The 19921-nt window shown below is 62.1% G+C and carries 31 protein-coding genes; all 31 read left to right on the top strand.

Annotation, left to right across the window (positions count from 1 at the left end):
- Positions 1–31 precede the first annotated feature (31 nt).
- On the top strand, positions 32–1207 hold the full coding sequence (gene tuf / locus NKH89_RS03600; RefSeq protein ID WP_127294065.1) for an elongation factor Tu: 1176 nt from the start codon (positions 32–34) through the stop codon (positions 1205–1207).
- A gap of 63 nt (positions 1208–1270) precedes the next feature.
- Positions 1271–1579, top strand: coding sequence for a 30S ribosomal protein S10 (gene rpsJ, locus NKH89_RS03595; protein ID WP_006205468.1), 309 nt, complete (start codon positions 1271–1273; stop codon positions 1577–1579).
- Positions 1580–1675: 96 nt separating this feature from the next.
- Positions 1676–2404, top strand: a complete 729-nt coding sequence (gene rplC, locus NKH89_RS03590) for a 50S ribosomal protein L3 (RefSeq protein ID WP_023717519.1) — start codon at positions 1676–1678, stop codon at positions 2402–2404.
- Entirely contained in the window at positions 2404–3024 is a 621-nt protein-coding gene (rplD, locus tag NKH89_RS03585; protein WP_023675140.1) for a 50S ribosomal protein L4, read from the top strand. Before rplC ends, rplD begins: the two co-directional genes overlap by 1 nt.
- Positions 3021–3314: a 50S ribosomal protein L23 gene (locus tag NKH89_RS03580; protein WP_006205465.1), complete on the top strand. Its 294-nt coding sequence runs from the start codon at positions 3021–3023 to the stop codon at positions 3312–3314. Before rplD ends, NKH89_RS03580 begins: the two co-directional genes overlap by 4 nt.
- A 22-nt stretch (positions 3315–3336) precedes the next feature.
- Complete coding sequence (gene rplB, locus NKH89_RS03575) at positions 3337–4170, top strand: 50S ribosomal protein L2 (RefSeq protein WP_023675138.1); 834 nt, start codon at positions 3337–3339, stop codon at positions 4168–4170.
- A 16-nt stretch (positions 4171–4186) separates the two neighbouring features.
- Positions 4187–4465 carry a 30S ribosomal protein S19 gene (gene rpsS / locus NKH89_RS03570; RefSeq protein WP_006205463.1) on the top strand — a complete coding sequence of 93 codons (279 nt, stop codon included), beginning with the start codon at positions 4187–4189 and terminating at the stop codon, positions 4463–4465.
- A gap of 2 nt (positions 4466–4467) precedes the next feature.
- The gene (gene rplV, locus NKH89_RS03565; RefSeq protein ID WP_006205462.1) at positions 4468–4857 is read left to right on the top strand and encodes a 50S ribosomal protein L22; all 390 of its coding nucleotides are present in this window, start codon (positions 4468–4470) and stop codon (positions 4855–4857) included.
- Positions 4857–5582 carry a 30S ribosomal protein S3 gene (gene rpsC / locus NKH89_RS03560; protein WP_023675137.1) on the top strand — a complete coding sequence of 242 codons (726 nt, stop codon included), beginning with the start codon at positions 4857–4859 and terminating at the stop codon, positions 5580–5582. Before rplV ends, rpsC begins: the two co-directional genes overlap by 1 nt.
- Before the next feature lie 27 nt (positions 5583–5609).
- Positions 5610–6023, top strand: a complete 414-nt coding sequence (gene rplP, locus NKH89_RS03555) for a 50S ribosomal protein L16 (protein ID WP_006205460.1) — start codon at positions 5610–5612, stop codon at positions 6021–6023.
- Positions 6024–6036: 13 nt separating this feature from the next.
- Positions 6037–6237, top strand: a complete 201-nt coding sequence (gene rpmC / locus NKH89_RS03550; protein WP_006205459.1) for a 50S ribosomal protein L29 — start codon at positions 6037–6039, stop codon at positions 6235–6237.
- A gap of 11 nt (positions 6238–6248) precedes the next feature.
- Positions 6249–6488 carry a 30S ribosomal protein S17 gene (rpsQ, locus tag NKH89_RS03545; RefSeq protein WP_023675136.1) on the top strand — a complete coding sequence of 80 codons (240 nt, stop codon included), beginning with the start codon at positions 6249–6251 and terminating at the stop codon, positions 6486–6488.
- A gap of 82 nt (positions 6489–6570) precedes the next feature.
- A complete protein-coding gene (gene rplN, locus NKH89_RS03540; RefSeq protein WP_006205457.1) occupies positions 6571–6939 on the top strand; it encodes a 50S ribosomal protein L14 in 369 nt (122 codons plus the stop codon).
- A gap of 12 nt (positions 6940–6951) precedes the next feature.
- Positions 6952–7266 carry a 50S ribosomal protein L24 gene (gene rplX / locus NKH89_RS03535; RefSeq protein ID WP_023717520.1) on the top strand — a complete coding sequence of 105 codons (315 nt, stop codon included), beginning with the start codon at positions 6952–6954 and terminating at the stop codon, positions 7264–7266.
- Positions 7259–7837, top strand: a complete 579-nt coding sequence (rplE, locus tag NKH89_RS03530) for a 50S ribosomal protein L5 (RefSeq protein ID WP_023717521.1) — start codon at positions 7259–7261, stop codon at positions 7835–7837. The genes rplX and rplE overlap by 8 nt, the downstream gene beginning before the upstream one ends.
- 27 nt (positions 7838–7864) lie before the next feature.
- Positions 7865–8170: a 30S ribosomal protein S14 gene (gene rpsN, locus NKH89_RS03525; protein ID WP_023675134.1), complete on the top strand. Its 306-nt coding sequence runs from the start codon at positions 7865–7867 to the stop codon at positions 8168–8170.
- A gap of 12 nt (positions 8171–8182) precedes the next feature.
- Complete coding sequence (gene rpsH, locus NKH89_RS03520) at positions 8183–8581, top strand: 30S ribosomal protein S8 (protein ID WP_006205453.1); 399 nt, start codon at positions 8183–8185, stop codon at positions 8579–8581.
- 90 nt (positions 8582–8671) lie between these two features.
- Entirely contained in the window at positions 8672–9205 is a 534-nt protein-coding gene (gene rplF / locus NKH89_RS03515; protein WP_023675133.1) for a 50S ribosomal protein L6, read from the top strand.
- Between the two features lie 85 nt (positions 9206–9290).
- On the top strand, positions 9291–9650 hold the full coding sequence (rplR, locus tag NKH89_RS03510) for a 50S ribosomal protein L18 (RefSeq protein ID WP_023675132.1): 360 nt from the start codon (positions 9291–9293) through the stop codon (positions 9648–9650).
- Between the two features lie 155 nt (positions 9651–9805).
- The gene (gene rpsE, locus NKH89_RS03505; RefSeq protein WP_006333394.1) at positions 9806–10369 is read left to right on the top strand and encodes a 30S ribosomal protein S5; all 564 of its coding nucleotides are present in this window, start codon (positions 9806–9808) and stop codon (positions 10367–10369) included.
- Positions 10370–10393: 24 nt separating this feature from the next.
- On the top strand, positions 10394–10591 hold the full coding sequence (gene rpmD, locus NKH89_RS03500) for a 50S ribosomal protein L30 (RefSeq protein WP_006205449.1): 198 nt from the start codon (positions 10394–10396) through the stop codon (positions 10589–10591).
- A 22-nt stretch (positions 10592–10613) separates the two neighbouring features.
- On the top strand, positions 10614–11087 hold the full coding sequence (gene rplO / locus NKH89_RS03495) for a 50S ribosomal protein L15 (protein ID WP_023717522.1): 474 nt from the start codon (positions 10614–10616) through the stop codon (positions 11085–11087).
- A 191-nt stretch (positions 11088–11278) separates the two neighbouring features.
- Positions 11279–12619 carry a preprotein translocase subunit SecY gene (gene secY / locus NKH89_RS03490; protein WP_023717523.1) on the top strand — a complete coding sequence of 447 codons (1341 nt, stop codon included), beginning with the start codon at positions 11279–11281 and terminating at the stop codon, positions 12617–12619.
- On the top strand, positions 12616–13227 hold the full coding sequence (locus NKH89_RS03485) for an adenylate kinase (protein ID WP_023717524.1): 612 nt from the start codon (positions 12616–12618) through the stop codon (positions 13225–13227). Before secY ends, NKH89_RS03485 begins: the two co-directional genes overlap by 4 nt.
- Before the next feature lie 198 nt (positions 13228–13425).
- A complete protein-coding gene (gene rpsM / locus NKH89_RS03480) occupies positions 13426–13794 on the top strand; it encodes a 30S ribosomal protein S13 (protein ID WP_006205445.1) in 369 nt (122 codons plus the stop codon).
- Between the two features lie 139 nt (positions 13795–13933).
- A complete protein-coding gene (rpsK, locus tag NKH89_RS03475) occupies positions 13934–14323 on the top strand; it encodes a 30S ribosomal protein S11 (protein WP_006205444.1) in 390 nt (129 codons plus the stop codon).
- Between the two features lie 106 nt (positions 14324–14429).
- On the top strand, positions 14430–15440 hold the full coding sequence (locus tag NKH89_RS03470) for a DNA-directed RNA polymerase subunit alpha (RefSeq protein WP_023675128.1): 1011 nt from the start codon (positions 14430–14432) through the stop codon (positions 15438–15440).
- A gap of 39 nt (positions 15441–15479) precedes the next feature.
- Positions 15480–15911, top strand: coding sequence for a 50S ribosomal protein L17 (gene rplQ / locus NKH89_RS03465; RefSeq protein WP_023675127.1), 432 nt, complete (start codon positions 15480–15482; stop codon positions 15909–15911).
- Positions 15912–16103: 192 nt separating this feature from the next.
- Positions 16104–17591: a DegQ family serine endoprotease gene (locus NKH89_RS03460; RefSeq protein WP_352908406.1), complete on the top strand. Its 1488-nt coding sequence runs from the start codon at positions 16104–16106 to the stop codon at positions 17589–17591.
- A gap of 42 nt (positions 17592–17633) precedes the next feature.
- Complete coding sequence (locus NKH89_RS03455) at positions 17634–18944, top strand: replication-associated recombination protein A (RefSeq protein ID WP_023717526.1); 1311 nt, start codon at positions 17634–17636, stop codon at positions 18942–18944.
- Positions 18945–19079: 135 nt separating this feature from the next.
- Entirely contained in the window at positions 19080–19910 is an 831-nt protein-coding gene (locus tag NKH89_RS03450; RefSeq protein ID WP_023717527.1) for an aspartyl/asparaginyl beta-hydroxylase domain-containing protein, read from the top strand.
- The last annotated feature ends 11 nt before the right edge of the window (positions 19911–19921 follow it).

The raw sequence follows: 19921 nt of genomic DNA, 5'->3' as shown, positions 1-19921 counted from the left end.
CCGCACGGGCTGGCAGGAATGGAGAGATCACATGGCAAAAGGTAAATTCGAGCGCACTAAGCCTCATGTGAACATTGGCACGATTGGTCACGTCGACCACGGCAAGACGTCGCTGACGGCGGCGATCACCAAGTATTTTGGCGAATACAAGCGCTACGACCAGATCGATGCGGCGCCGGAAGAAAAGGCACGCGGCATCACCATTTCGACGGCACACGTCGAATACGAGACGGCTGCCCGCCACTATGCCCATGTCGACTGCCCCGGCCACGCCGATTATGTGAAGAACATGATCACCGGTGCCGCGCAGATGGACGGCGCGATCCTGGTCGTGTCGGCCGCCGACGGCCCGATGCCGCAGACCCGCGAGCACATCCTTTTGGCCCGCCAGGTCGGCGTGCCGTCGATCGTGGTGTTCTTGAACAAGGTCGACCAGGTCGACGACGCCGAGTTGCTCGAGCTGGTCGAGCTCGAGGTGCGTGAGCTTTTGACCAAGAACGAGTTCCCCGGCGACGACATTCCGATCGTCAAGGGTTCGGCGCTTGCCGCACTTGAAGATTCTGACAAGAAGATCGGCGAGGACGCGATCCGCGAATTGATGGCGGCGGTCGATGCCTACATCCCGACGCCGGTTCGTCCGCTCGACAAGCCGTTCCTGATGCCGATCGAGGACGTGTTCTCGATTTCGGGCCGCGGCACGGTGGTGACCGGCCGCGTCGAGCGCGGCGTCGTCAAGGTCGGCGAGGAGCTGGAGATCATCGGCATCCGTCCGACCACCAAGACGACCTGCACGGGCGTCGAGATGTTCCGCAAGCTGCTCGACCAGGGCCAGGCCGGCGACAACATCGGCGCGCTGTTGCGCGGTGTCGACCGTGAAGGCGTCGAGCGCGGCCAGGTTCTGGCCAAGCCCGGCACCGTCAAGCCGCACAAGAAGTTCGTCGCCGAAGCCTACATCCTGACCAAGGACGAGGGCGGCCGTCACACGCCGTTCTTCACCAACTACCGTCCGCAGTTCTATTTCCGCACGACGGACGTAACCGGCATCGTGTCGCTGCCGGAAGGCACCGAAATGGTGATGCCGGGCGATAACATCACCGTCGATGTCGAGCTGATCGTGCCGATCGCCATGGAAGAGAAGCTGCGCTTCGCCATCCGTGAAGGCGGCCGCACCGTCGGTGCCGGCATCGTCGTCACCATCAAAGAGTAATTTGGACTTAAACCGATCTGTCGCGGGCGCTGCCCGCGCCGCGCCAGAACAAGGAAGTGACGCATGAACGGACAGAATATCCGCATCCGCCTGAAGGCGTTTGATCACCGGGTGCTCGACGCCTCGACACGGGAAATCGTGTCGACCGCCAAGCGCACCGGCGCCAACGTCCGCGGCCCCATTCCGCTGCCGACGCGGATCGAAAAGTTCACGGTCAACCGGTCGCCTCACGTCGACAAGAAGAGCCGCGAGCAGTTCGAGATGCGCACGCACAAGCGTCTGCTCGACATCGTCGACCCGACCCCGCAGACGGTCGATGCTTTGATGAAGCTCGATCTGGCCGCCGGTGTCGACGTCGAGATCAAGCTCTAAGGAACCAGAGGTCAGCGGGGCGACCCGGAACTCTGAAGGAACAAGAGGCGTGGAGGGGCGACAGCCCCGACAGGGAACTCTAAAGGAATTGAACCGATGCGTTCAGGTGTGATTGCAAAGAAGGTGGGAATGACCCGCATCTACAACGATGCCGGGGAACATGTTCCCGTCACTGTTCTCCAGATGGAGAACTGCCAGGTCGTGGCGCAGCGCACGCAGGAGAAGAACGGCTATACCGCCGTCCAGCTCGGCGTTGGCCTTGCCAAGGTGAAGAACACGTCGAAGGCGATGCGCGGCCATTTCGCGACCGCTTCCGTCGAGCCCAAGGCCAAGGTTGCCGAGTTCCGCGTCTCCGCCGACAACATGATCGATGTCGGCGCCGAAATCACCGTCGAGCATTTCGTCGTCGGCCAGAAGGTCGATGTGACGGGAACCACGATCGGCAAGGGTTTCCAGGGCGTCATCAAGCGGCACCACATGGGTGGCGGCCGCGCGACGCACGGCAACTCGGTGTCGCACCGTACGCACGGCTCGACCGGCCAGCGCCAGGATCCGGGCAAGGTGTTCAAGGGCAAGCATATGGCCGGCCACATGGGTGACACCCGCGTCACCACGCAGAATGTCGAGGTCGTCTCGACCGACGCCGATCGCGGCCTGATCCTGATCCGCGGTGCGGTCCCGGGTTCGAAGGGTGCATGGATCCTGGTCCGCGACGCGGCCAAGGTGGCGCTTCCGGCCAATGCGCCGAAGCCCGCCGCGATCCGCGCCGTTGCGACCGATGGTGCCGCCAAGAACGAGGCCCCGGCCACAGAGGGAGCGGAATAATGGACCTCAAGATTACAACGCTTGGCGGCAAGGACGCCGGCAAGCTGAAGCTCTCCGAAGAGATTTTCGGCCTTGATCCGCGCGAGGACATCCTGCAGCGCGTCGTGCGCTGGCAGCTTGCCAAGAAGCAGCAGGGCACCCACAAGGCCAAGGGCCGCGCTGAAATCGCCCGCACAGGCGCCAAGATGTACAAGCAGAAGGGTACCGGCCGCGCCCGTCACCATTCGGCTCGCGCTCCGCAGTTCCGCGGCGGTGGCAAGGCCCACGGCCCCGTCGTGCGCAGCCACGAGCACGATCTGCCGAAGAAGGTGCGTGCGCTCGGTCTCAAGCATGCGCTTTCGGCCAAGGCCAAGAGTGCGTCGATCATCATCATCGACGAGCTGAAGCTGACCGAGGCCAAGACCAAGGCACTGATTGCGAATTTCGCGACGCTGGGCCTGAGCAACGCCCTGGTGATCGGCGGCGCCGAGCTTGACAAGAATTTCAAGCTGGCGGCGACCAACATCCCGAACATCGACGTGCTGCCCATCCAGGGCATCAACGTCTACGACATTCTGCGCCGCGGCACGCTGGTCCTTTCCAAGGCCGCCGTCGAGGCTCTCGAGGAGCGCTTCAAATGACCGACCTTCGTCATTACGATGTGATCGTCTCGCCGGCGATCACCGAAAAGTCGACCATGGCTTCCGAGCAGAACCAGGTCGTCTTCAACGTCGCCAAGAAGGCGTCGAAGCCGGAAATCAAGGCCGCCGTCGAAGCGCTGTTCGGCGTCAAGGTGATGGCCGTGAACACGCTTGTCCGCAAGGGCAAGATCAAGCGCTTCCGCGGCACGATCGGCCGCCAGAGCGACGTCAAGAAGGCGGTTGTGACGCTGGCCGACGGCCAGTCGATCGACGTCGCGACGGGTCTCTGAGCAAGGTCGCGAGGACAGAACAATGGCACTGAAAAAATTCAACCCGGTAACGCCGAGCACCCGTCAGCTGGTCATCGTCGACCGCTCGGGCCTCTACAAGGGCAAGCCCGTCAAGGGTCTGACCGAAGGCCTGACCAAATCGGGCGGCCGCAACAATTACGGCCGCATCACGGCACGCTTCATCGGCGGCGGTCACAAGCGCACCTACCGCATCATCGACTTCAAGCGCCGCAAGTTCGACGTCGTCGGCACGGTCGAGCGTATCGAATACGATCCGAACCGCACCGCCTTCATCGCGCTGATCAAGTATGACGATGGTGAGCTGTCCTACATCATCGCCCCGCAGCGTCTGGCTCCCGGCGACAAGATCGTGGCCGGTGAATCGGTCGACGTGAAGCCGGGCAACGCGATGCCGCTGGCCTCGATGCCGGTCGGCACGATCGTCCACAATATCGAGCTGAAGCCTGGCAAGGGCGCTCAGGTCGCCCGCTCGGCGGGCGGTTATGGCCAGCTTGTCGGCCGCGACCAGGGCATGGCGATCCTGCGCCTCAACTCGGGCGAGCAGCGTGTCGTCCACGGCTCCTGCATGGCCACTGTCGGTGCCGTGTCCAACCCGGACCACGGCAACATCAATGACGGCAAGGCAGGCCGCACCGTGTGGCGCGGCAAGCGTCCGCACAATCGCGGCGTGACCATGAACCCGGTCGACCATCCACATGGCGGCGGCGAAGGCCGCACCTCGGGTGGCCGCCATCCGGTTTCGCCCTGGGGCAAGCCGACCAAGGGCAAGAAGACGCGGTCCAACAAGGCGACCGACAAGTTCATCCTGCGCTCGCGCCATCAGCGCAAGAGCTAAGAAGAGGTAACGCCAAGTGACTCGTTCGATTTGGAAAGGCCCCTTCATCGACGGCTACCTTCTGAAGAAGGTGGACAAGGTTCGTGAAGGTGGTCGCAATGAGGTGATCAAGATGTGGAGCCGCCGCTCCACCATCCTGCCGCAGTTCGTCGGCTTCACCTTTGGTGTCTACAACGGCCAGAAGCACGTTCCCGTCTCGGTGAACGAGGACATGGTCGGTCACAAGTTCGGTGAATTCGCTCCGACCCGGACCTATTACGGTCACGGCGCGGATAAGAAGGCGAAGAGGAAATAATCATGGGCAAGGCCAAAGCTCCGCGCAGGCTTGCTGACAACGAAGCGCGCGCCGTGTTGCGCACGATCCGTATCAGCCCGCAGAAGCTGAACCTGGTTGCCGCGCTGATCCGCGGCAAGAAGGTCGCGACAGCGCTTTCCGACCTCGAATTCTCGGCCAAGCGGATTTCCGGCACGGTCAAGAAGACGCTGGAATCGGCGATCGCCAACGCGGAAAACAACCACGACCTCGACGTCGATGCGCTGATCGTGGCGGAAGCCTATGTCGGCAAGTCGATCGTCATGAAGCGGTTCCATGCCCGTGGCCGTGGTCGCGCCAGCCGTATCGAGAAGCCGTTCTCGCACCTCACGATCGTCGTTCGTGAAGTCGAAGAAAAAGGGGAGGCCGCATAATGGGCCAGAAAGTCAATCCGATCGGTCTGCGTCTCGGCATCAACCGCACCTGGGATTCGCGCTGGTTCGCGAATACAGGCGAGTACGGTAAGCTGCTGCACGAGGACATCAAGATCCGCAAATATCTTGAGAAGGAACTCAAGCAGGCTGCGATCTCGAAGGTCGTGATCGAGCGTCCGCACAAGAAGTGCCGCGTCACCATCCATGCGGCGCGTCCGGGCCTGATCATCGGCAAGAAGGGCGCCGACATCGAGAAGCTTCGCAAGAAGCTGATGGAGATGACCAAGTCCGAGACGCATCTGAACATCGTCGAAGTGCGCAAGCCGGAGATCGACGCGACCCTGGTCGCCCAGTCGATCGCCCAGCAGCTCGAGCGCCGCATCGCGTTCCGCCGCGCCATGAAGCGCGCCGTGCAGTCGGCGATGCGCCTCGGTGCCGAAGGCATCCGCATCAACTGCGCCGGCCGTCTCGGCGGCGCCGAGATCGCGCGCATGGAATGGTATCGTGAAGGCCGCGTGCCACTGCATACGCTGCGTGCCGACGTCGACTACGGCACGGCCGAAGCGAATACGGCCTACGGCATTTGCGGCGTCAAGGTCTGGGTGTTCAAGGGCGAGATCCTCGAGCACGACCCGATGGCTTCGGAGCGCCGCGCCACCGAGGGCGATCATGCGCATGGCGGTGGTGGTGAGCGCGAACGCGGTCGCCGTCGCGAAAACGCGTAAGACAGTTAGGAATTTGGAGTTAGAACGATGCTGCAGCCAAAGCGCACAAAGTTCCGTAAGCAGTTCAAGGGCCGCATCCACGGCACCGCCAAGGGCGGCACCAACCTGGATTTCGGTGGTTTCGGGCTGAAGGCGCTTGAGCCGAACCGCGTCACCGCGCGTGAGATCGAGGCGGCCCGCCGCGCGATCACCCGCGAGATGAAGCGTGCCGGCCGCGTGTGGATCCGTATCTTCCCGGACGTGCCGGTGACGTCGAAGCCGACCGAAGTCCGCATGGGCAAGGGCAAGGGCGCGGTCGACTACTGGGCGGCACGCGTCAAGCCAGGCCGCATCATGTTCGAGATCGACGGCGTCAACGAGGAAACCGCCCGTGAGGCGCTGCGTCTCGGCGCGGCCAAGCTCTCGGTCAGGACGCGCTTCGTACAGCGCATCGCAGAATAAGGACGGGCTGATCATGAAAGCCGAAGACATCCGGACCAAGACCCAGGACCAGCTGACCGACGACCTGGCCAGCCTGAAGAAGGAGCAGTTCAACCTGCGCTTCCAGAAGGCCACCGGCCAGCTTGAGAAGACCGCGCGCGTGAGGCAGGTCCGCAAGGACATTGCGCGTATCAAGACCATCGCTGCGGAAAAGTCCGCGGCCAAGAAGGCTTAAGGACGAAAACCATGCCAAAGCGCATTCTGCAGGGCACCGTCGTCAGCGACAAGAACGAGAAGACGGTTGTCGTCAAGGTCGAACGGCGCTTCACGCATCCCGTGATGAAGAAGACCGTGCGCATGACCAAGAAGTACAAGGCGCACGACGAGAACAACGCCCACAAGGTCGGCGATCAGGTGTTCATCCAGGAATCGAAGCCGATTTCCAAGGACAAGCGCTGGGTCGTGGTGTCTTCGGACCAGGCCTGATCAGGGCTAACGAAACGAATTTTGGACAGACCGGGGAGGGGTGAGAAACCCGTCCCGTTAGAAAAGAAGAAGGCGGCCAGTCATGATTCAGATGCAAACAAACCTCGACGTCGCGGATAATTCCGGCGCCCGTCGTGTCATGTGCATCAAGGTGCTGGGCGGCTCGAAGCGGAAATATGCTTCCGTGGGCGACATCATCGTGGTGTCGATCAAGGAAGCCATCCCGCGCGGCCGCGTCAAGAAGGGCGATGTGATGAAGGCGGTCGTGGTTCGCACGGCTAAGGACATCCGCCGCCCGGATGGCAGCGTGATCCGTTTCGACAAGAACGCAGCCGTTCTCGTCGACAACAAGAAAGAGCCGATCGGCACGCGTATCTTCGGACCGGTTCCGCGCGAACTCCGCGCCAAGAACCACATGAAGATCATCTCGCTCGCGCCTGAAGTGCTGTAAGGAGCCGGACCAATGCAAAAGATTAGAAAAGGCGACAAGGTCGTCGTGCTGGCCGGCAAGGACAAGGGCCGTTCGGGCGAAGTCCTCTCGGTGCAGCCGAAGGACGACACCGCGCTGGTGCGCGGCGTCAACCTGATCCGTCGTCACCAGAAGCAGTCCCAGTCCCAGGAGGGCGGGATCATCACCAAGGAAGCGCCGATCCAGCTGTCGAACATCGCGCTGGCCGACCCCAAGGATGGCAAGCCGACCCGCGTCGGCTTCACCTTCCAGAAGGACGGCAAGAAGGTGCGCGTCGCCAAGCGCTCGGGAGAAGTCATCAATGGCTAAGGCTCAAACCAAGCAGGCAACTGCCCAGAACACGCCCCGCCTCAAGCAGGTCTATAACGAGACCATCCGCAAGGCGCTGCAGGAGCAGTTCGGCTACGACAACGAGATGCAGGTTCCGCGCATCGACAAGATCGTGCTGAACATGGGCGTCGGCGAGGCGACCGGCGATTCGAAGAAGCCTTCGATCGCGGCGGAAGACCTTGCGATGATCGCCGGCCAGAAGGCCGTCGTCACCCGCGCCCGCAACTCGATCGCCGGCTTCAAGGTTCGCGAGAAGATGCCGATCGGCGCCAAGGTCACGCTGCGCAAGGAACGCATGTACGAGTTCCTCGACCGTCTCGTGAACATCGCGCTGCCGCGCGTCCGCGACTTCCGCGGACTCAACCCGAAGAGCTTCGATGGCCGTGGCAACTATGCCATGGGCATCAAGGAACACATCGTGTTTCCGGAGATCAACTACGACAAGGTTGATCAGATCTGGGGCATGGACGTCATCGTTTGTACGACTGCGAAGACGGACGACGAAGCCAGGGCATTGCTCAAGGCCTTCAACTTCCCCTTCCGCCAGTAACGGCAGCGAGAAAAGGAAAAATCTGAAATGGCAAAGACCAGCTCAGTCGAGAAGAACAACAGGCGCCGCAAGCTTGCGGACCAGTTCGCTGCCAAGCGCAAGGTGCTCAAGGCGATCATCATGGATCAGTCCAAGCCGATGGAAGAGCGCTTCCGCGCTCAGCTGAAGCTTTCGGCGCTGCCACGCAACTCGGCCAAGACCCGCATCCGCAACCGCTGCGAAGTCACCGGACGCCCGCGTGCCTATTATCGCAAGCTCAAAGTATCGCGTATCGCGCTTCGTGATCTCGGCAATAACGGCCAGATCCCGGGCCTGGTCAAGTCGAGCTGGTAAGGAGGACATAACATGTCATTGAGCGATCCTCTCGGCGATATGCTGACCCGCATCCGCAACGCGTATGGCCGTAAGAAGTCGAGCGTTTCGACGCCGGCCTCGCGCCTGCGTACCCGCGTCCTCGACGTGCTGAAGGCCGAAGGCTATATCCGCGACTACAGCCAGACCGACTTCGACAACGGCAAGTCCGAAATCGAGATCGAGCTGAAGTATTTCGACGGTGCGCCGGTGGTGCGCGAAATCGCCCGGGTCTCGAAGCCCGGCCGCCGCGTCTACGTTTCGGCCAAGTCGATACCGCACGTCGCCAACGGCCTCGGCATCGCCATCCTTTCGACGCCGAAGGGCGTGATGGCCGACCACGAAGCGCGCGAACAGAATGTCGGCGGGGAAATCCTCTGCCAGATCTTCTGATCTGGTATGTCACCCCAATTGGAAACCGGTTTTCGGGATCAAGTCCCGAAGGCCGAGACCTGAAACAAGAGAAGTGACGAGGACAACAAAATGTCTCGTATTGGAAAGAAACCCGTTTCGCTGCCGCAGGGCGTGACCGCGACCGTCAACGGCCAGACCGTGACGGCGAAGGGTCCGAAGGGCGAGCTGAAGTTCGTGGTGAACGACGAAGTGCTGGTCAAGATGGAAGGCAGCGAGATCGCTGTCCAGCCGCGCGACCAGACCAAGACCGCCCGCTCCAAATGGGGCATGTCGCGCACGCAGATCGTCAATATCCTGCAGGGCGTCAAGGACGGCTTCGAAAAGAAGCTCGAGATCACAGGCGTCGGCTATCGTGCCGCCATGCAGGGCAAGAACCTGCAGCTGGCGCTCGGCTTCAGCCACGACGTGGTCTACGAGACGCCGCAGGGCGTGACGATTTCGGTGCCGAAGCCGACGGAAATCACCGTGACCGGAATCGACAAGCAGCAGGTCGGCCAGGTTGCCGCCGAGATCCGCGAGTACCGCAGCCCCGAGCCCTACAAGGGCAAGGGCGTTCGCTATGCTGGCGAGAAGATCGTCCGCAAGGAAGGCAAGAAGAAGTAATTTTAACGCCGCGGGGAGCGGTCGCGGGAGGCTTGTCCTACCGCATATGGTTGCCCCCGTCTTTTGAAGGCAAGGAACTGATATCATGGGCTCGAAAGAATCCACCCAGCGCCGCGCTCAGCGCGTCCGCCGCCAGATCAAGAAGGTCGCTGGCGATCGTCCGCGCCTGTCGGTCCATCGCACGTCGAAGAACATCTACGTCCAGGTCATCGACGACGCCAAGGGCCACACCATCGCCGCTGCTTCGACGCTCGAGAAGGAGCTCAAGGGTTCGCTCAAGACCGGCGCCGACACCGCGGCCGCAGCTGCCATCGGCAAGCTGATCGCCGAGCGTGCCTCGAAGGCCGGCGTCAAGGAAGTCGTCTTCGACCGCGGTGCCTACATCTACCACGGCCGCGTCAAGGCGCTTGCCGAGGCTGCCCGTGAAGGTGGTCTGAGCTTCTAAAGCATGATCCCGAACCGGAGGTCAGCGCAGCAAAAAGTTGCAGACTTTTCGGATAGGATCATGCGAAGGAAAAAAGAGTTTTCGCCCCCGGCGACCCACAGAGGCGCCGGATATCATCATCAACCGTGCTTCCGGAAAAAAACAAGGAACAGGATATGGCACAGGAACGTAGGGATGGCGGCCGCGGCCGTGATCGCGAAGAGCGCGACGACGGCATGGTCGACAAGCTCGTCCACATCAACCGGGTCGCCAAGGTCGTCAAGGGCGGCCGGCGCTTCGGCTTTGCAGCGCTCGTCGTCGTCGGCGACCAGAAGGGCCGCGTCGGCTTCGGTCACGGCAAGGCGCGCGAAGTGCCGGAGGCGATCCGTAAGGCGACCGAATCGGCCAAGCGCGACATGATCTTCGTGCCGCTGCGCTCGGGCCGCACGCTGCACCATGACGTCGAGGGACGCTGGGGCGCGGGACGTGTTCTGCTGCGCGCTGCCAAGCAAGGTACCGGCATCATCGCCGGCGGCCCGATGCGCGCCGTCTTCGAGACGCTCGGCATGCATGACGTGGTCGCCAAGTCGATGGGTTCGTCGAACCCCTACAACATGGTTCGCGCCACTTTCGACGCGCTGAAGAGCCAGATGCATCCGAAGGATGTGGCTGCCGCGCGCGGCATCAAGTATTCGACCCTTCAGGCCCGCCGCGGCACCGCCGTTGCGGCTGAAGAATAGTCGACGCTGACCAGGGATCTGACCATGGCCAAGAAAGCAACCAAGACCATCACCGTCGAGCAGATCGGCTCGCCAATCCGCCGGCCGAAGGAGCAGCGCGCAACGCTGGTCGGCCTCGGCCTCAACAAGATGCACAAGCAGCGCACGCTGGAGGATACGCCCTCGGTGCGCGGCATGATCGCTGCCGTCCAGCATCTCGTCCGCGTTGTGGACGAGGGCTGAGCCAGAGCGCAGGAGAACCCAGATGAAACTCAACGATCTGCGTGACAAGGACGGCGCGACGCATTCCAAGAAGCGTCTCGGCCGTGGCATCGGTTCCGGTTCGGGCAAGACCGCCGGTCGCGGCGTCAAGGGCCAGAAGGCGCGCTCCGGCGTCGCCGTCAACGGCTTCGAGGGTGGCCAGATGCCGCTCTACCGTCGTCTGCCGAAGCGCGGCTTCAACAATATCTTCGCCAAGAGCTTCACCGTTGTGTCGCTGGCCCGCATCCAGGCTGCGCTCGATGCCAAGAAGCTCGATGCTAAGACAGTTGTGACGGCCGAGGCGCTGGTTGCGGCCGGCGTCATCCGTCGCGTCAAGGACGGCGTGCGCATCCTTTCGGACGGCGACATCAAGGCCAAGCTTGCCTTCGACGTGGCCGGAGCCTCCAAGGCCGCGGTCGAGAAGATCGAAAAGGCCGGCGGTTCGGTGAAGTTGCCTGAGAAAGCAGCCGCCGAGTAACGGCAATTTGAAGCACGGTCGGCAAAGGTGGAATTCGGTTTTGCCTTCGGTCGTGCTTTGATCCGACAGATGTGGCGGCCGCATCAACGCGGCCGCTTGCATGTTTGCAGTCCGGAGCTTATCTCGTGAGCTTCGGTGACACGCGCCGCCTGAGCTGCGGGCATCGAGCGTGACCAAGCGGAGAATCAGGCATGGCTTCGGCTGCTGAACAACTAGCCTCGAATCTGAATTTTTCGGCCTTCGCCAAAGCCGAGGATCTGAAGAAGCGCATCTGGTTCACCATCGGCGCGCTGCTCGTTTACCGCCTTGGCACCTATATCCCGCTGCCCGGCATCAATCCCGACGCTTTCGCCCAGGCCTTCTCGTCGCAGAGCAAGGGCGTACTCGGCATGTTCAACATGTTCGCCGGTGGCGCCGTGCAGCGCATGGCGATCTTTGCCCTCGGCATCATGCCCTATATCTCCGCCTCCATCATCATGCAGCTGATGACCTCGGTCATTCCTTCGCTGGAAGCGCTGAAGAAGGAGGGCGAGCAGGGTCGCAAGATCATCAACCAGTACACGCGCTACGGCACCGTGCTTCTGGCGCTGGTCCAGGCCTATGGCATTTCGGTCGGGCTTGAGGGCGGCAATGGCATCGTCAACGATCCCGGCATGTTCTTCCGCATCTCCACCGTCGTCACGCTGGTCGGCGGTACCATGTTCCTGATGTGGCTTGGCGAGCAGATCACCGCCCGCGGCATCGGCAACGGCATTTCGCTGATCATCTTCTCCGGCATCGTCGCCGGCCTGCCGCGCGCCATCTCCGGCACGCTGGAGCTTGGCCGCACCGGCGCACTGTCGACCGGCCTGATCCTGGCGATCATCGTGCTCGCCATCGTCGTCATCGCGCTGATCGTCTTCTTCGAGCGCGCCCAGCGCCGCCTGCTGATCCAGTATCCCAAGCGCCAGGTCGGCAATCGCATGTTCCAGGGCGATACCTCGCATCTGCCGCTGAAGCTCAACACGTCCGGCGTCATTCCGCCGATCTTCGCCTCGTCGCTGCTGCTGCTTCCGGCAACGGTTGCCGGCTTCTCGCAGACGACCAACATGCCTGCCTGGGCGAGCACCATCCTGGCGGCGCTCGGCCACGGCCAGCCGCTCTATATGGCCTTCTACGCTGCCATGATCGTGTTCTTCGCCTTCTTCTATACGGCGATCGTCTTCAATCCGAAGGACACCGCCGACCAGCTCAAGAAGCATTCGGGCTTCATCCCGGGCTATCGTCCGGGCGAGCGCACTGCGGACTATATCGACTATGTGCTCACCCGCATCACCGTCGTCGGCGCCATCTATCTGGTGCTGGTGTGTCTGCTGCCCGAGTTCCTGATTTCAGCGACTGGCGTACCGTTCTACCTTGGTGGCACTTCGCTCCTGATCGTGGTCAGTGTAACGCTCGATACGGTGGCGCAGATTCAGGGTCACCTGATCGCGCACCAGTATGAGGGCCTGATCAAGAAGTCGAAGCTGCGCGGGGGGAAGAAGGCCAGATGAGGTTGATATTGCTTGGACCGCCGGGGGCGGGCAAGGGGACACAAGCACTGAGACTGGTAGAAAGACACGGCATCCCACAGCTTTCCACGGGGGACATGCTGCGTGCTGCTGTTCAGGCCGGCACCGAAGTCGGCAGGCGAGCCAAGGCGGTGATGGATGCTGGTGAACTGGTGTCCGACGCTATCGTCAACGCCATCGTGGCCGAGCGCATCGATCAAGCCGATTGCGCAAACGGCTTCATCCTTGACGGATACCCGCGAACCCTGGTGCAAGCGGACGCCGTTGAGGAAATGCTTTCGGATCGCGGGCTGGAGCTAGACGCGGTCATCGAATTTGTCGTCGACGACAAGGCGCTGGTTGGCCGAATCGTCAAACGCGCCGAGGACGCCAAGGCCGCAGGCCTGCCGGTGCGCAAGGACGACAGCCCAGCGGTGTTCGAAGAACGCTTGAGGGAATATTACAAGAAAACCTCGCCGCTGATCGGCTACTACTACGCCAAGGGCAAGCTCAGGGGCGTCGATGGCATGGCCGACATCGATGCGGTGACGCAGCAGATCGAGGCGGTGCTCAGGGCGACGACCCGGCAGGTTGGCCAGGCGGCCGGCTAGAGAAACGAACGATTGCGCTTGACTGGAGCGGTCCGCTGGGGTATGGCGGCCCGTCTTCCTATCAGGCATGAGGCTTGCTTGTCCGCAAGGGCAAGGCAGGCCGCTTTGAACTGGAAACTCCCGCAAGGGCCGGCCTCCACCGGACGCGGGGCAACTTGAAGCGCCGGCTCGTCCGGCCTATATGGAGAAGAGAAGAACATGGCTCGTATAGCCGGCGTCAACATTCCTACCAACAAGCGCGTCGTCATTGCGCTTCAATACATTCACGGCATTGGCAAGAAGTTCGCCCAGGAGATCGTCGACAAGGTCGGCATCCCGGCCGAGCGCCGCGTCAACCAGCTGACCGACGCGGAAGTGCTGCAGATCCGGGAGACCATCGACCGCGACTACCAGGTCGAGGGCGACCTGCGCCGCGAAGTGTCGATGAACATCAAGCGGCTCATGGACCTCGGCTGCTACCGCGGCCTGCGTCACCGCCGCTCGCTGCCGGTTCGTGGCCAGCGCACGCACACCAATGCGCGCACCCGCAAAGGCCCAGCCAAGTCGATTGCCGGAAAGAAGAAGTAATTTAGGGCAGTAAGAGAGTAGGGCAGTAAGGCAATAGGAACGGCAGACATACTGCCCTACTGCCATATTCCCCTACTGCCTTCTCCCTGGTGGAGCCGCTGGCATTACGGCGGTGTAGAGATCAACTGAAAGGACTATCATGGCCAAGGAAGCCGCTCGTGTTCGCCGTCGCGAACGCAAGAACATCTCGTCGGGCGTTGCCCACGTCAATTCGACCTTCAACAACACGATGATCACCATCACCGACGCGCAGGGCAATTCCATTGCCTGGTCGTCGGCCGGAGCCCAGGGCTTCAAGGGATCGCGCAAGTCGACCCCTTTCGCTGCCCAGATGGCCGCCGAAGATGTTGCCAAGAAGGCTCAGGAACACGGCATGCGCATGCTCGAGGTCGAGGTCTGTGGACCCGGCTCCGGTCGTGAATCGGCGCTGCGGGCGCTGCAGGCAGCAGGCTTCACCATCACCTCGATCCGTGATGTGACGCCGATCCCGCACAATGGCTGCCGCCCGCGCAAGAAGCGCCGCGTCTAAAGAGAATTTACCGAACGCCGCGCGAGCGCCTCAAGGGCGCTCCTCCACGGCATTCCAGGTCGCCCGCCACGATTGGATGGTGGCGGGACAACGGAAGGAAAGCACTATGATCCAGAAAAATTGGCAGGAACTGATCAAGCCGAACAAGATAGAGTTCTCGTCGAAGAAGAAGACGCTGACCACGCTGGTCGCCGAGCCGCTCGAGCGCGGCTTCGGCCTCACCCTCGGCAACGCGCTGCGCCGCGTGCTTCTGTCTTCGCTGCGTGGCGCGGCTGTGACCGCCGTGCAGATCGACGGCGTTCTGCATGAATTCTCGTCCATCGCCGGCGTGCGCGAGGACGTGACCGACATCGTGTTGAACATCAAGGAAATCGCCATCCGCATGGAAGGCGATGGCCCCAAGCGCATGGTCGTGCGCAAGCAGGGACCGGGCGCGGTTCTCGCCGGCGACATCCAGACGGTCGGCGACGTCGAGATCCTCAATCCCGACCACGTCATCTGCACGCTGGACGAAGGCGCTGAGATCCGCATGGAATTCACCGTCGACACCGGCAAGGGCTATGTGCCGGCCGACCGCAACCGCGCCGAAGACGCGCCGATAGGGCTGATCCCGGTCGACAGCCTGTATTCGCCGGTCAAGAAGGTCTCCTACAAGGTCGAGAACACCCGTGAGGGGCAGGTTCTCGATTATGACAAGCTGACCATGACCATCGAGACCGATGGTTCGATCTCGGGCGAGGACGCGGTGGCCTTCGCCGCTCGCATCCTGCAGGACCAGCTCGGCCTGTTCGTCAATTTCGACGAGCCGCAGAAGGAAGTCGCTGCCGAACAGGTTACCGAGCTTGCCTTCAACCCGGCGCTGCTCAAGAAGGTCGACGAACTCGAGCTTTCGGTGCGTTCGGCCAACTGCCTGAAGAACGACAACATCGTCTATATCGGCGATCTGATCCAGAAGACCGAAGCCGAGATGCTGCGCACCCCGAACTTCGGCCGCAAGTCGCTGAACGAGATCAAGGAAGTCCTGGCGGCGATGGGCCTGCATCTCGGCATGGAAGTGCCGGACTGGCCGCCGGAAAACATCGAAGACCTCGCCAAGCGTTACGAAGATCAATACTGAGGCTCAGGCCTCTTGAACCCGCAATGAAGGAGAAGAGCCATGCGCCACGGATTTAAAGGCCGCCGGTTCGCCCGCAGCATAAGCCATCGCAAGTCGATGTTTGCCAACCTTGCCGTGTCGCTTATCGAGCACGAGCAGATCCTCACCACGCTGCCGAAGGCGAAAGATCTGCGTCCGATCGTCGAGAAGCTGGTGACGCTCGGCAAGCGCGGCGACCTGCACGCCCGCCGCCAAGTGATTGCCCAGATCGGCAATGAGGGCGTCGTCAAGCGTCTGTTCGACACAATCGCGCCACGTTACGCCACTCGCAATGGCGGCTATCTGCGCATCATGAAGGCCGGCTTCCGTCACGGTGACAATGCCGCAATGGCCGTCATCGAATTCGTCGACCGCGACACCTCGGCCAAAGGCGCCGGCGACCGCGCCCGCATCGAGGCCGAAGGCACCGAAGAGGAAGCCGCAGCCGCATAAGCTTCGGTTTTTCTGAGAAGTTCAAAGGGGCCTGCGGGCCCCTTTTTCTGTTTCCGAAGCTGCCGGGCAGGGCTTGCAGGGGTTTTGTCACCGGTTTTTGCGGCGACTATCCAAAATAATCGGATTTCAGCGGCTTAGCCTTTCATTTTGCACAATCGTCAGGACAATGGCGCCCGACTTGGAGGATTCGGAATGCGCGTTAAACGGCTGTCCCTTGTTCTGATCTGCGCCTTGATGGCGCTGGCCGTCGTGCCGGCGGCCAGGCACGCGCTGGCGGAGGAGACCAAGCCAGATCCCGGTCTGTCCGACGTGCTGACCGATATGCTGCATGGCGTCGAAGGCGAAAACGCCACCTCCGGCCCCGACAAGCGCGTGCCGTTCGGCCGCGAGGAGGTGCAGCTGTCCTTCGCGCCGCTGGTCAAGCAGACGGCCCCGGCCGTGGTCAATGTCTACGCCTCGCAAACCGCCAAGGTGACGTCGCCCTTTGATGGCGATCCGTTCTTCGAGGAGTTCTTCGGCCGCTCGCAGCCGCGCGCGCAGTCTTCGCTCGGTTCGGGGGTGCTGGTCGATCCGACCGGCGTCGTGGTCACCAATTTCCACGTCGTCAAGGACGCCGACCAGGTCAAGGTCGCGACCGCCGACGGGCGCGAATTCGACAGCAAGGTGCTGCTCAAGGATGAGACGCTCGACCTCGCCGTGCTCAAGATTTCTTCCGACAAGCCGTTCCCGGTGATCGCCATTGGCGATTCCGACGCGCTCGAGGTCGGCGACCTGGTGCTGGCGATCGGCAATCCGTTCGGTGTCGGCCAGACCACCACCAGCGGCATCATTTCGGCTGTGGCGCGCAGCCATATCGGCGTCTCCGATTCCAGCTTCTTCATCCAGACCGACGCCGCCATCAACCCGGGCAATTCCGGTGGCGCGCTGGTCAACATGGGTGGTCAACTGATCGGCATCAACACTGCGATCTATAGCCGTAGCGGCGGCTCGATCGGTATCGGCTTTGCCATCCCTTCGAACATGGTTCGCGCCTTCGCCGATGCGGCCAAGGCCGGGCTCGACTTCTTCGAGCGGCCGTATGTCGGTGCCGAGTTCGAGGCGGTGACGCCGCAGATTGCCGAATCGCTCGGCATGGACAAACCGGCCGGCTCGCTGGTTTCTTCGGTCGAAGAGGCAGGACCCGCTGCCAAGGCAGGGCTCAAGCCTGGTGACGTGGTGCTGTCGCTCAACGGCAAGCCGGTCGAGAGCGTCGGGGCGCTGGACTACCGGATGGCGACGCTGTCGATCGGTACGAATGCCAGCTTCGGCGTTCTAAGCAAGGGTCAGCAGGCGACGATGGACATCGCGCTGGAACGGCCGCCTGAGGGCGCCAAAGCTGCGGAGCTCACATTGCGCGGCCGTAGCCCGTTTTCCGGTGCCAGGGTTGCCGAACTATCGCCACGGCTTGCCCAGCGGCTTGGTCTGCGCACCGATGTCAAAGGCGTCACCGTCGTCGATATCAACCGCGATTCGCCCGCTGCCGATTTTGGTTTCCAGCCGGGCGACATCGTGCGTGAGGTCAATGGCCTGACGATCGACAAGGCGGCGACCCTGGAACAGATAGCCCAGCAGGATACACGCTGGTGGCGCTTTACCGTCGAGCGCGGCGGGCAGATACTGCGCCAGGTGTTGCGTTACTAAGCCCGACGTCAGCATGGTCGGGCTCCAGGCAGAAGAAGTTGCATGGCCGATCTGTTCAGTGTCGATGAACCGGAAAAGACGCCGCCCGGCAGGCCGCTGGCCGACCGTCTGCGCCCGAAGAACCTCGGCGAGGTCGTCGGCCAGGAGCATCTGACCGGTCCCGACGGCGCGCTGACGCGGCTGATCGGCTCCGGCTCGCTCGGCTCGATGATCTTCTGGGGCCCGCCCGGCACCGGCAAGACCACGGTCGCACGGCTGCTTGCCGGCGAGACAAGCCTCGCTTTCGAACAGATCTCGGCCGTGTTTTCCGGCGTTGCCGACCTGAAGAAAGTGTTCGAGGCAGCGAAGCTGCGCCGCTCCAACGGCCGCCAGACACTGCTGTTCGTCGACGAGATCCATCGCTTCAACCGCGCCCAGCAGGACAGTTTTCTGCCCGTGATGGAAGACGGCACCGTCGTGCTGGTCGGCGCCACCACGGAGAACCCGTCCTTCGAGCTTAACGCCGCGCTGTTGTCGCGCGCACGCGTCCTGGTCTTTCACTCGCTCGGCGAGGACAGCATCGCCAAGCTCCTGGCGCGGGCCGAGGAGGCAGAGGGCAGGGCGCTGCCGCTCGATGACGAGGCGCGGGCGATGCTCATCCGCATGAGCGACGGCGACGGCCGCGCGGCGCTGACACTGGCCGAAGAGGTCTGGCGTGCCGCCAAATCAGGTGAAGTGTTTGGCGCCGAGGCCTTACAGCGCATCGTCCAGCGCCGCGCGCCGATCTACGACAAGGGCCAGGACGGCCATTACAATTTGATCTCCGCCTTGCACAAATCGGTGCGCGGCTCCGACCCCGACGCGGCACTCTACTATCTGGCCCGCATGTTCGACGCCGGCGAGGATCCGCTCTATCTCGGGCGCCGGTTGGTGCGCATGGCGATGGAGGATATCGGGCTGGCCGACCCGCAGGCACTCGTCGTCGCCAACGCCGCCAAGGACGCCTACGACTATCTGGGCTCGCCCGAGGGCGAACTGGCCTTCGCCGAGGCTACCGTCTATCTCGCTACCGCGCCGAAATCCAATGCAGTCTATACCGCATTCAAGGCCGCCACACAGGCGGCCAAGGAATTCGGTTCGCTGCTGCCGCCCAAGCACATTCTCAATGCGCCGACCAAGCTGATGAAACAGGAAGATTACGGCGCCGGCTATCGCTACGACCACGACGAGCCCGACGCTTTTTCCGGCCAGGACTATTTTCCTGAGAAGATGGGAAGGCAGACATTCTACGATCCGCCCGAGCGCGGCTTCGAGCGCGATATCAGGAAGCGGCTGGACTATTGGGCGAAGCTGCGCAGCGAGCGGGAAAAGTAGCTGCCAGTCGCACACTGGTGTGATCGGCGTTGTCTGGTGGGATAAAAAACCCTATCAAGATGCGCCTTCGGCCGGCGGCAGGCCAGAAACGTACCGACGATATTCAGAACGGAATCGCGCCTGGCGCGTGGAAAAATGACAAAAAAATCCCGCAAAACCCTTCGGAAGTTCGCCATAGCCATTCCGCTGCTGGCGCTCGGCTTCTATGTCATTCCCATTCTGACGACGATTTTCATCGTCCTCGGCCTGATCGACGTGTTGCGCAACGACAACAAGAATTGGGCGCTGTTCAGTGGTTATTTCCTGGGCAACGGCATCTTCACCTGGCTGCTTTCGCCCTTCAATCTGCTGGTGGATCTGCTGTGCTATAGAAACCGCGGTGTCTGGAAATTGGACCAGTTTCCTCCGGACTACCAGCGCGAGGTCAACGAGGTCCTGGATGTCTTCAAGGCACGCAAGGACGAGATCATCGCCGACATCGACGCCAATTTCGGCAGCGGCCGGCGCGGCATGTATGTCTATCAGTGGTATGGCAAGCACAAAATAGACAACGTCGCCGAATTCAACAAGGATTTCAAATACATCAAGACGATTGCCGTCTCTGTGTTCAGCGGCAGGGAATCGACTTCCTGGCACTTTGGCCCGCTCCGGCTCAGCCTGCGCATTCTCTACAACCTCATCCCGGTGAAATCGGAAGTGTTCGTCCAGTGTGGCAACGCCAAGAATTACTGGCACGAGAACCCGCTGTTCATCTTCGACGACACGCTGCTTCATCGCTCGGTCAACGAGTATGACGGGCGCCGCTACTGCGTGTTCATGGACATCATTCGCCCATCGCCGTTTCCCGGTCTGATCTCGACGCTCCTCGCCATTGTTTCGGTCAGCGTCGAGCGCATCAATGCCATGTTCTACAAGAACTGGAAGATGATCGCCTCCAGCAAGCCGAAGAAGGTCGGAGCTGCCTGACACCGTAGCGT

It is taken from the genome of Mesorhizobium sp. M0923, assembly GCF_040319365.1.
Taxonomy (GTDB): Bacteria; Pseudomonadota; Alphaproteobacteria; order Rhizobiales; family Rhizobiaceae; genus Mesorhizobium.
Note: the sequence above shows the minus strand (reverse complement) of the source record. Positions and strands in the feature narration are given on the sequence as shown.

Coding starts and splice junctions, on each gene's coding strand:
- tuf (WP_127294065.1), top strand. CDS start 32: ATGGCAAAAGGTAAATTCGAGCGCACTAAGCCTCATGTGAACATTGGC.
- rpsJ (WP_006205468.1), top strand. CDS start 1,271: ATGAACGGACAGAATATCCGCATCCGCCTGAAGGCGTTTGATCACCGG.
- rplC (WP_023717519.1), top strand. CDS start 1,676: ATGCGTTCAGGTGTGATTGCAAAGAAGGTGGGAATGACCCGCATCTAC.
- rplD (WP_023675140.1), top strand. CDS start 2,404: ATGGACCTCAAGATTACAACGCTTGGCGGCAAGGACGCCGGCAAGCTG.
- NKH89_RS03580 (WP_006205465.1), top strand. CDS start 3,021: ATGACCGACCTTCGTCATTACGATGTGATCGTCTCGCCGGCGATCACC.
- rplB (WP_023675138.1), top strand. CDS start 3,337: ATGGCACTGAAAAAATTCAACCCGGTAACGCCGAGCACCCGTCAGCTG.
- rplV (WP_006205462.1), top strand. CDS start 4,468: ATGGGCAAGGCCAAAGCTCCGCGCAGGCTTGCTGACAACGAAGCGCGC.
- rpsC (WP_023675137.1), top strand. CDS start 4,857: ATGGGCCAGAAAGTCAATCCGATCGGTCTGCGTCTCGGCATCAACCGC.
- rplP (WP_006205460.1), top strand. CDS start 5,610: ATGCTGCAGCCAAAGCGCACAAAGTTCCGTAAGCAGTTCAAGGGCCGC.
- rpmC (WP_006205459.1), top strand. CDS start 6,037: ATGAAAGCCGAAGACATCCGGACCAAGACCCAGGACCAGCTGACCGAC.
- rpsQ (WP_023675136.1), top strand. CDS start 6,249: ATGCCAAAGCGCATTCTGCAGGGCACCGTCGTCAGCGACAAGAACGAG.
- rplN (WP_006205457.1), top strand. CDS start 6,571: ATGATTCAGATGCAAACAAACCTCGACGTCGCGGATAATTCCGGCGCC.
- rplX (WP_023717520.1), top strand. CDS start 6,952: ATGCAAAAGATTAGAAAAGGCGACAAGGTCGTCGTGCTGGCCGGCAAG.
- rplE (WP_023717521.1), top strand. CDS start 7,259: ATGGCTAAGGCTCAAACCAAGCAGGCAACTGCCCAGAACACGCCCCGC.
- rpsN (WP_023675134.1), top strand. CDS start 7,865: ATGGCAAAGACCAGCTCAGTCGAGAAGAACAACAGGCGCCGCAAGCTT.
- rpsH (WP_006205453.1), top strand. CDS start 8,183: ATGTCATTGAGCGATCCTCTCGGCGATATGCTGACCCGCATCCGCAAC.
- rplF (WP_023675133.1), top strand. CDS start 8,672: ATGTCTCGTATTGGAAAGAAACCCGTTTCGCTGCCGCAGGGCGTGACC.
- rplR (WP_023675132.1), top strand. CDS start 9,291: ATGGGCTCGAAAGAATCCACCCAGCGCCGCGCTCAGCGCGTCCGCCGC.
- rpsE (WP_006333394.1), top strand. CDS start 9,806: ATGGCACAGGAACGTAGGGATGGCGGCCGCGGCCGTGATCGCGAAGAG.
- rpmD (WP_006205449.1), top strand. CDS start 10,394: ATGGCCAAGAAAGCAACCAAGACCATCACCGTCGAGCAGATCGGCTCG.
- rplO (WP_023717522.1), top strand. CDS start 10,614: ATGAAACTCAACGATCTGCGTGACAAGGACGGCGCGACGCATTCCAAG.
- secY (WP_023717523.1), top strand. CDS start 11,279: ATGGCTTCGGCTGCTGAACAACTAGCCTCGAATCTGAATTTTTCGGCC.
- NKH89_RS03485 (WP_023717524.1), top strand. CDS start 12,616: ATGAGGTTGATATTGCTTGGACCGCCGGGGGCGGGCAAGGGGACACAA.
- rpsM (WP_006205445.1), top strand. CDS start 13,426: ATGGCTCGTATAGCCGGCGTCAACATTCCTACCAACAAGCGCGTCGTC.
- rpsK (WP_006205444.1), top strand. CDS start 13,934: ATGGCCAAGGAAGCCGCTCGTGTTCGCCGTCGCGAACGCAAGAACATC.
- NKH89_RS03470 (WP_023675128.1), top strand. CDS start 14,430: ATGATCCAGAAAAATTGGCAGGAACTGATCAAGCCGAACAAGATAGAG.
- rplQ (WP_023675127.1), top strand. CDS start 15,480: ATGCGCCACGGATTTAAAGGCCGCCGGTTCGCCCGCAGCATAAGCCAT.
- NKH89_RS03460 (WP_352908406.1), top strand. CDS start 16,104: ATGCGCGTTAAACGGCTGTCCCTTGTTCTGATCTGCGCCTTGATGGCG.
- NKH89_RS03455 (WP_023717526.1), top strand. CDS start 17,634: ATGGCCGATCTGTTCAGTGTCGATGAACCGGAAAAGACGCCGCCCGGC.
- NKH89_RS03450 (WP_023717527.1), top strand. CDS start 19,080: ATGACAAAAAAATCCCGCAAAACCCTTCGGAAGTTCGCCATAGCCATT.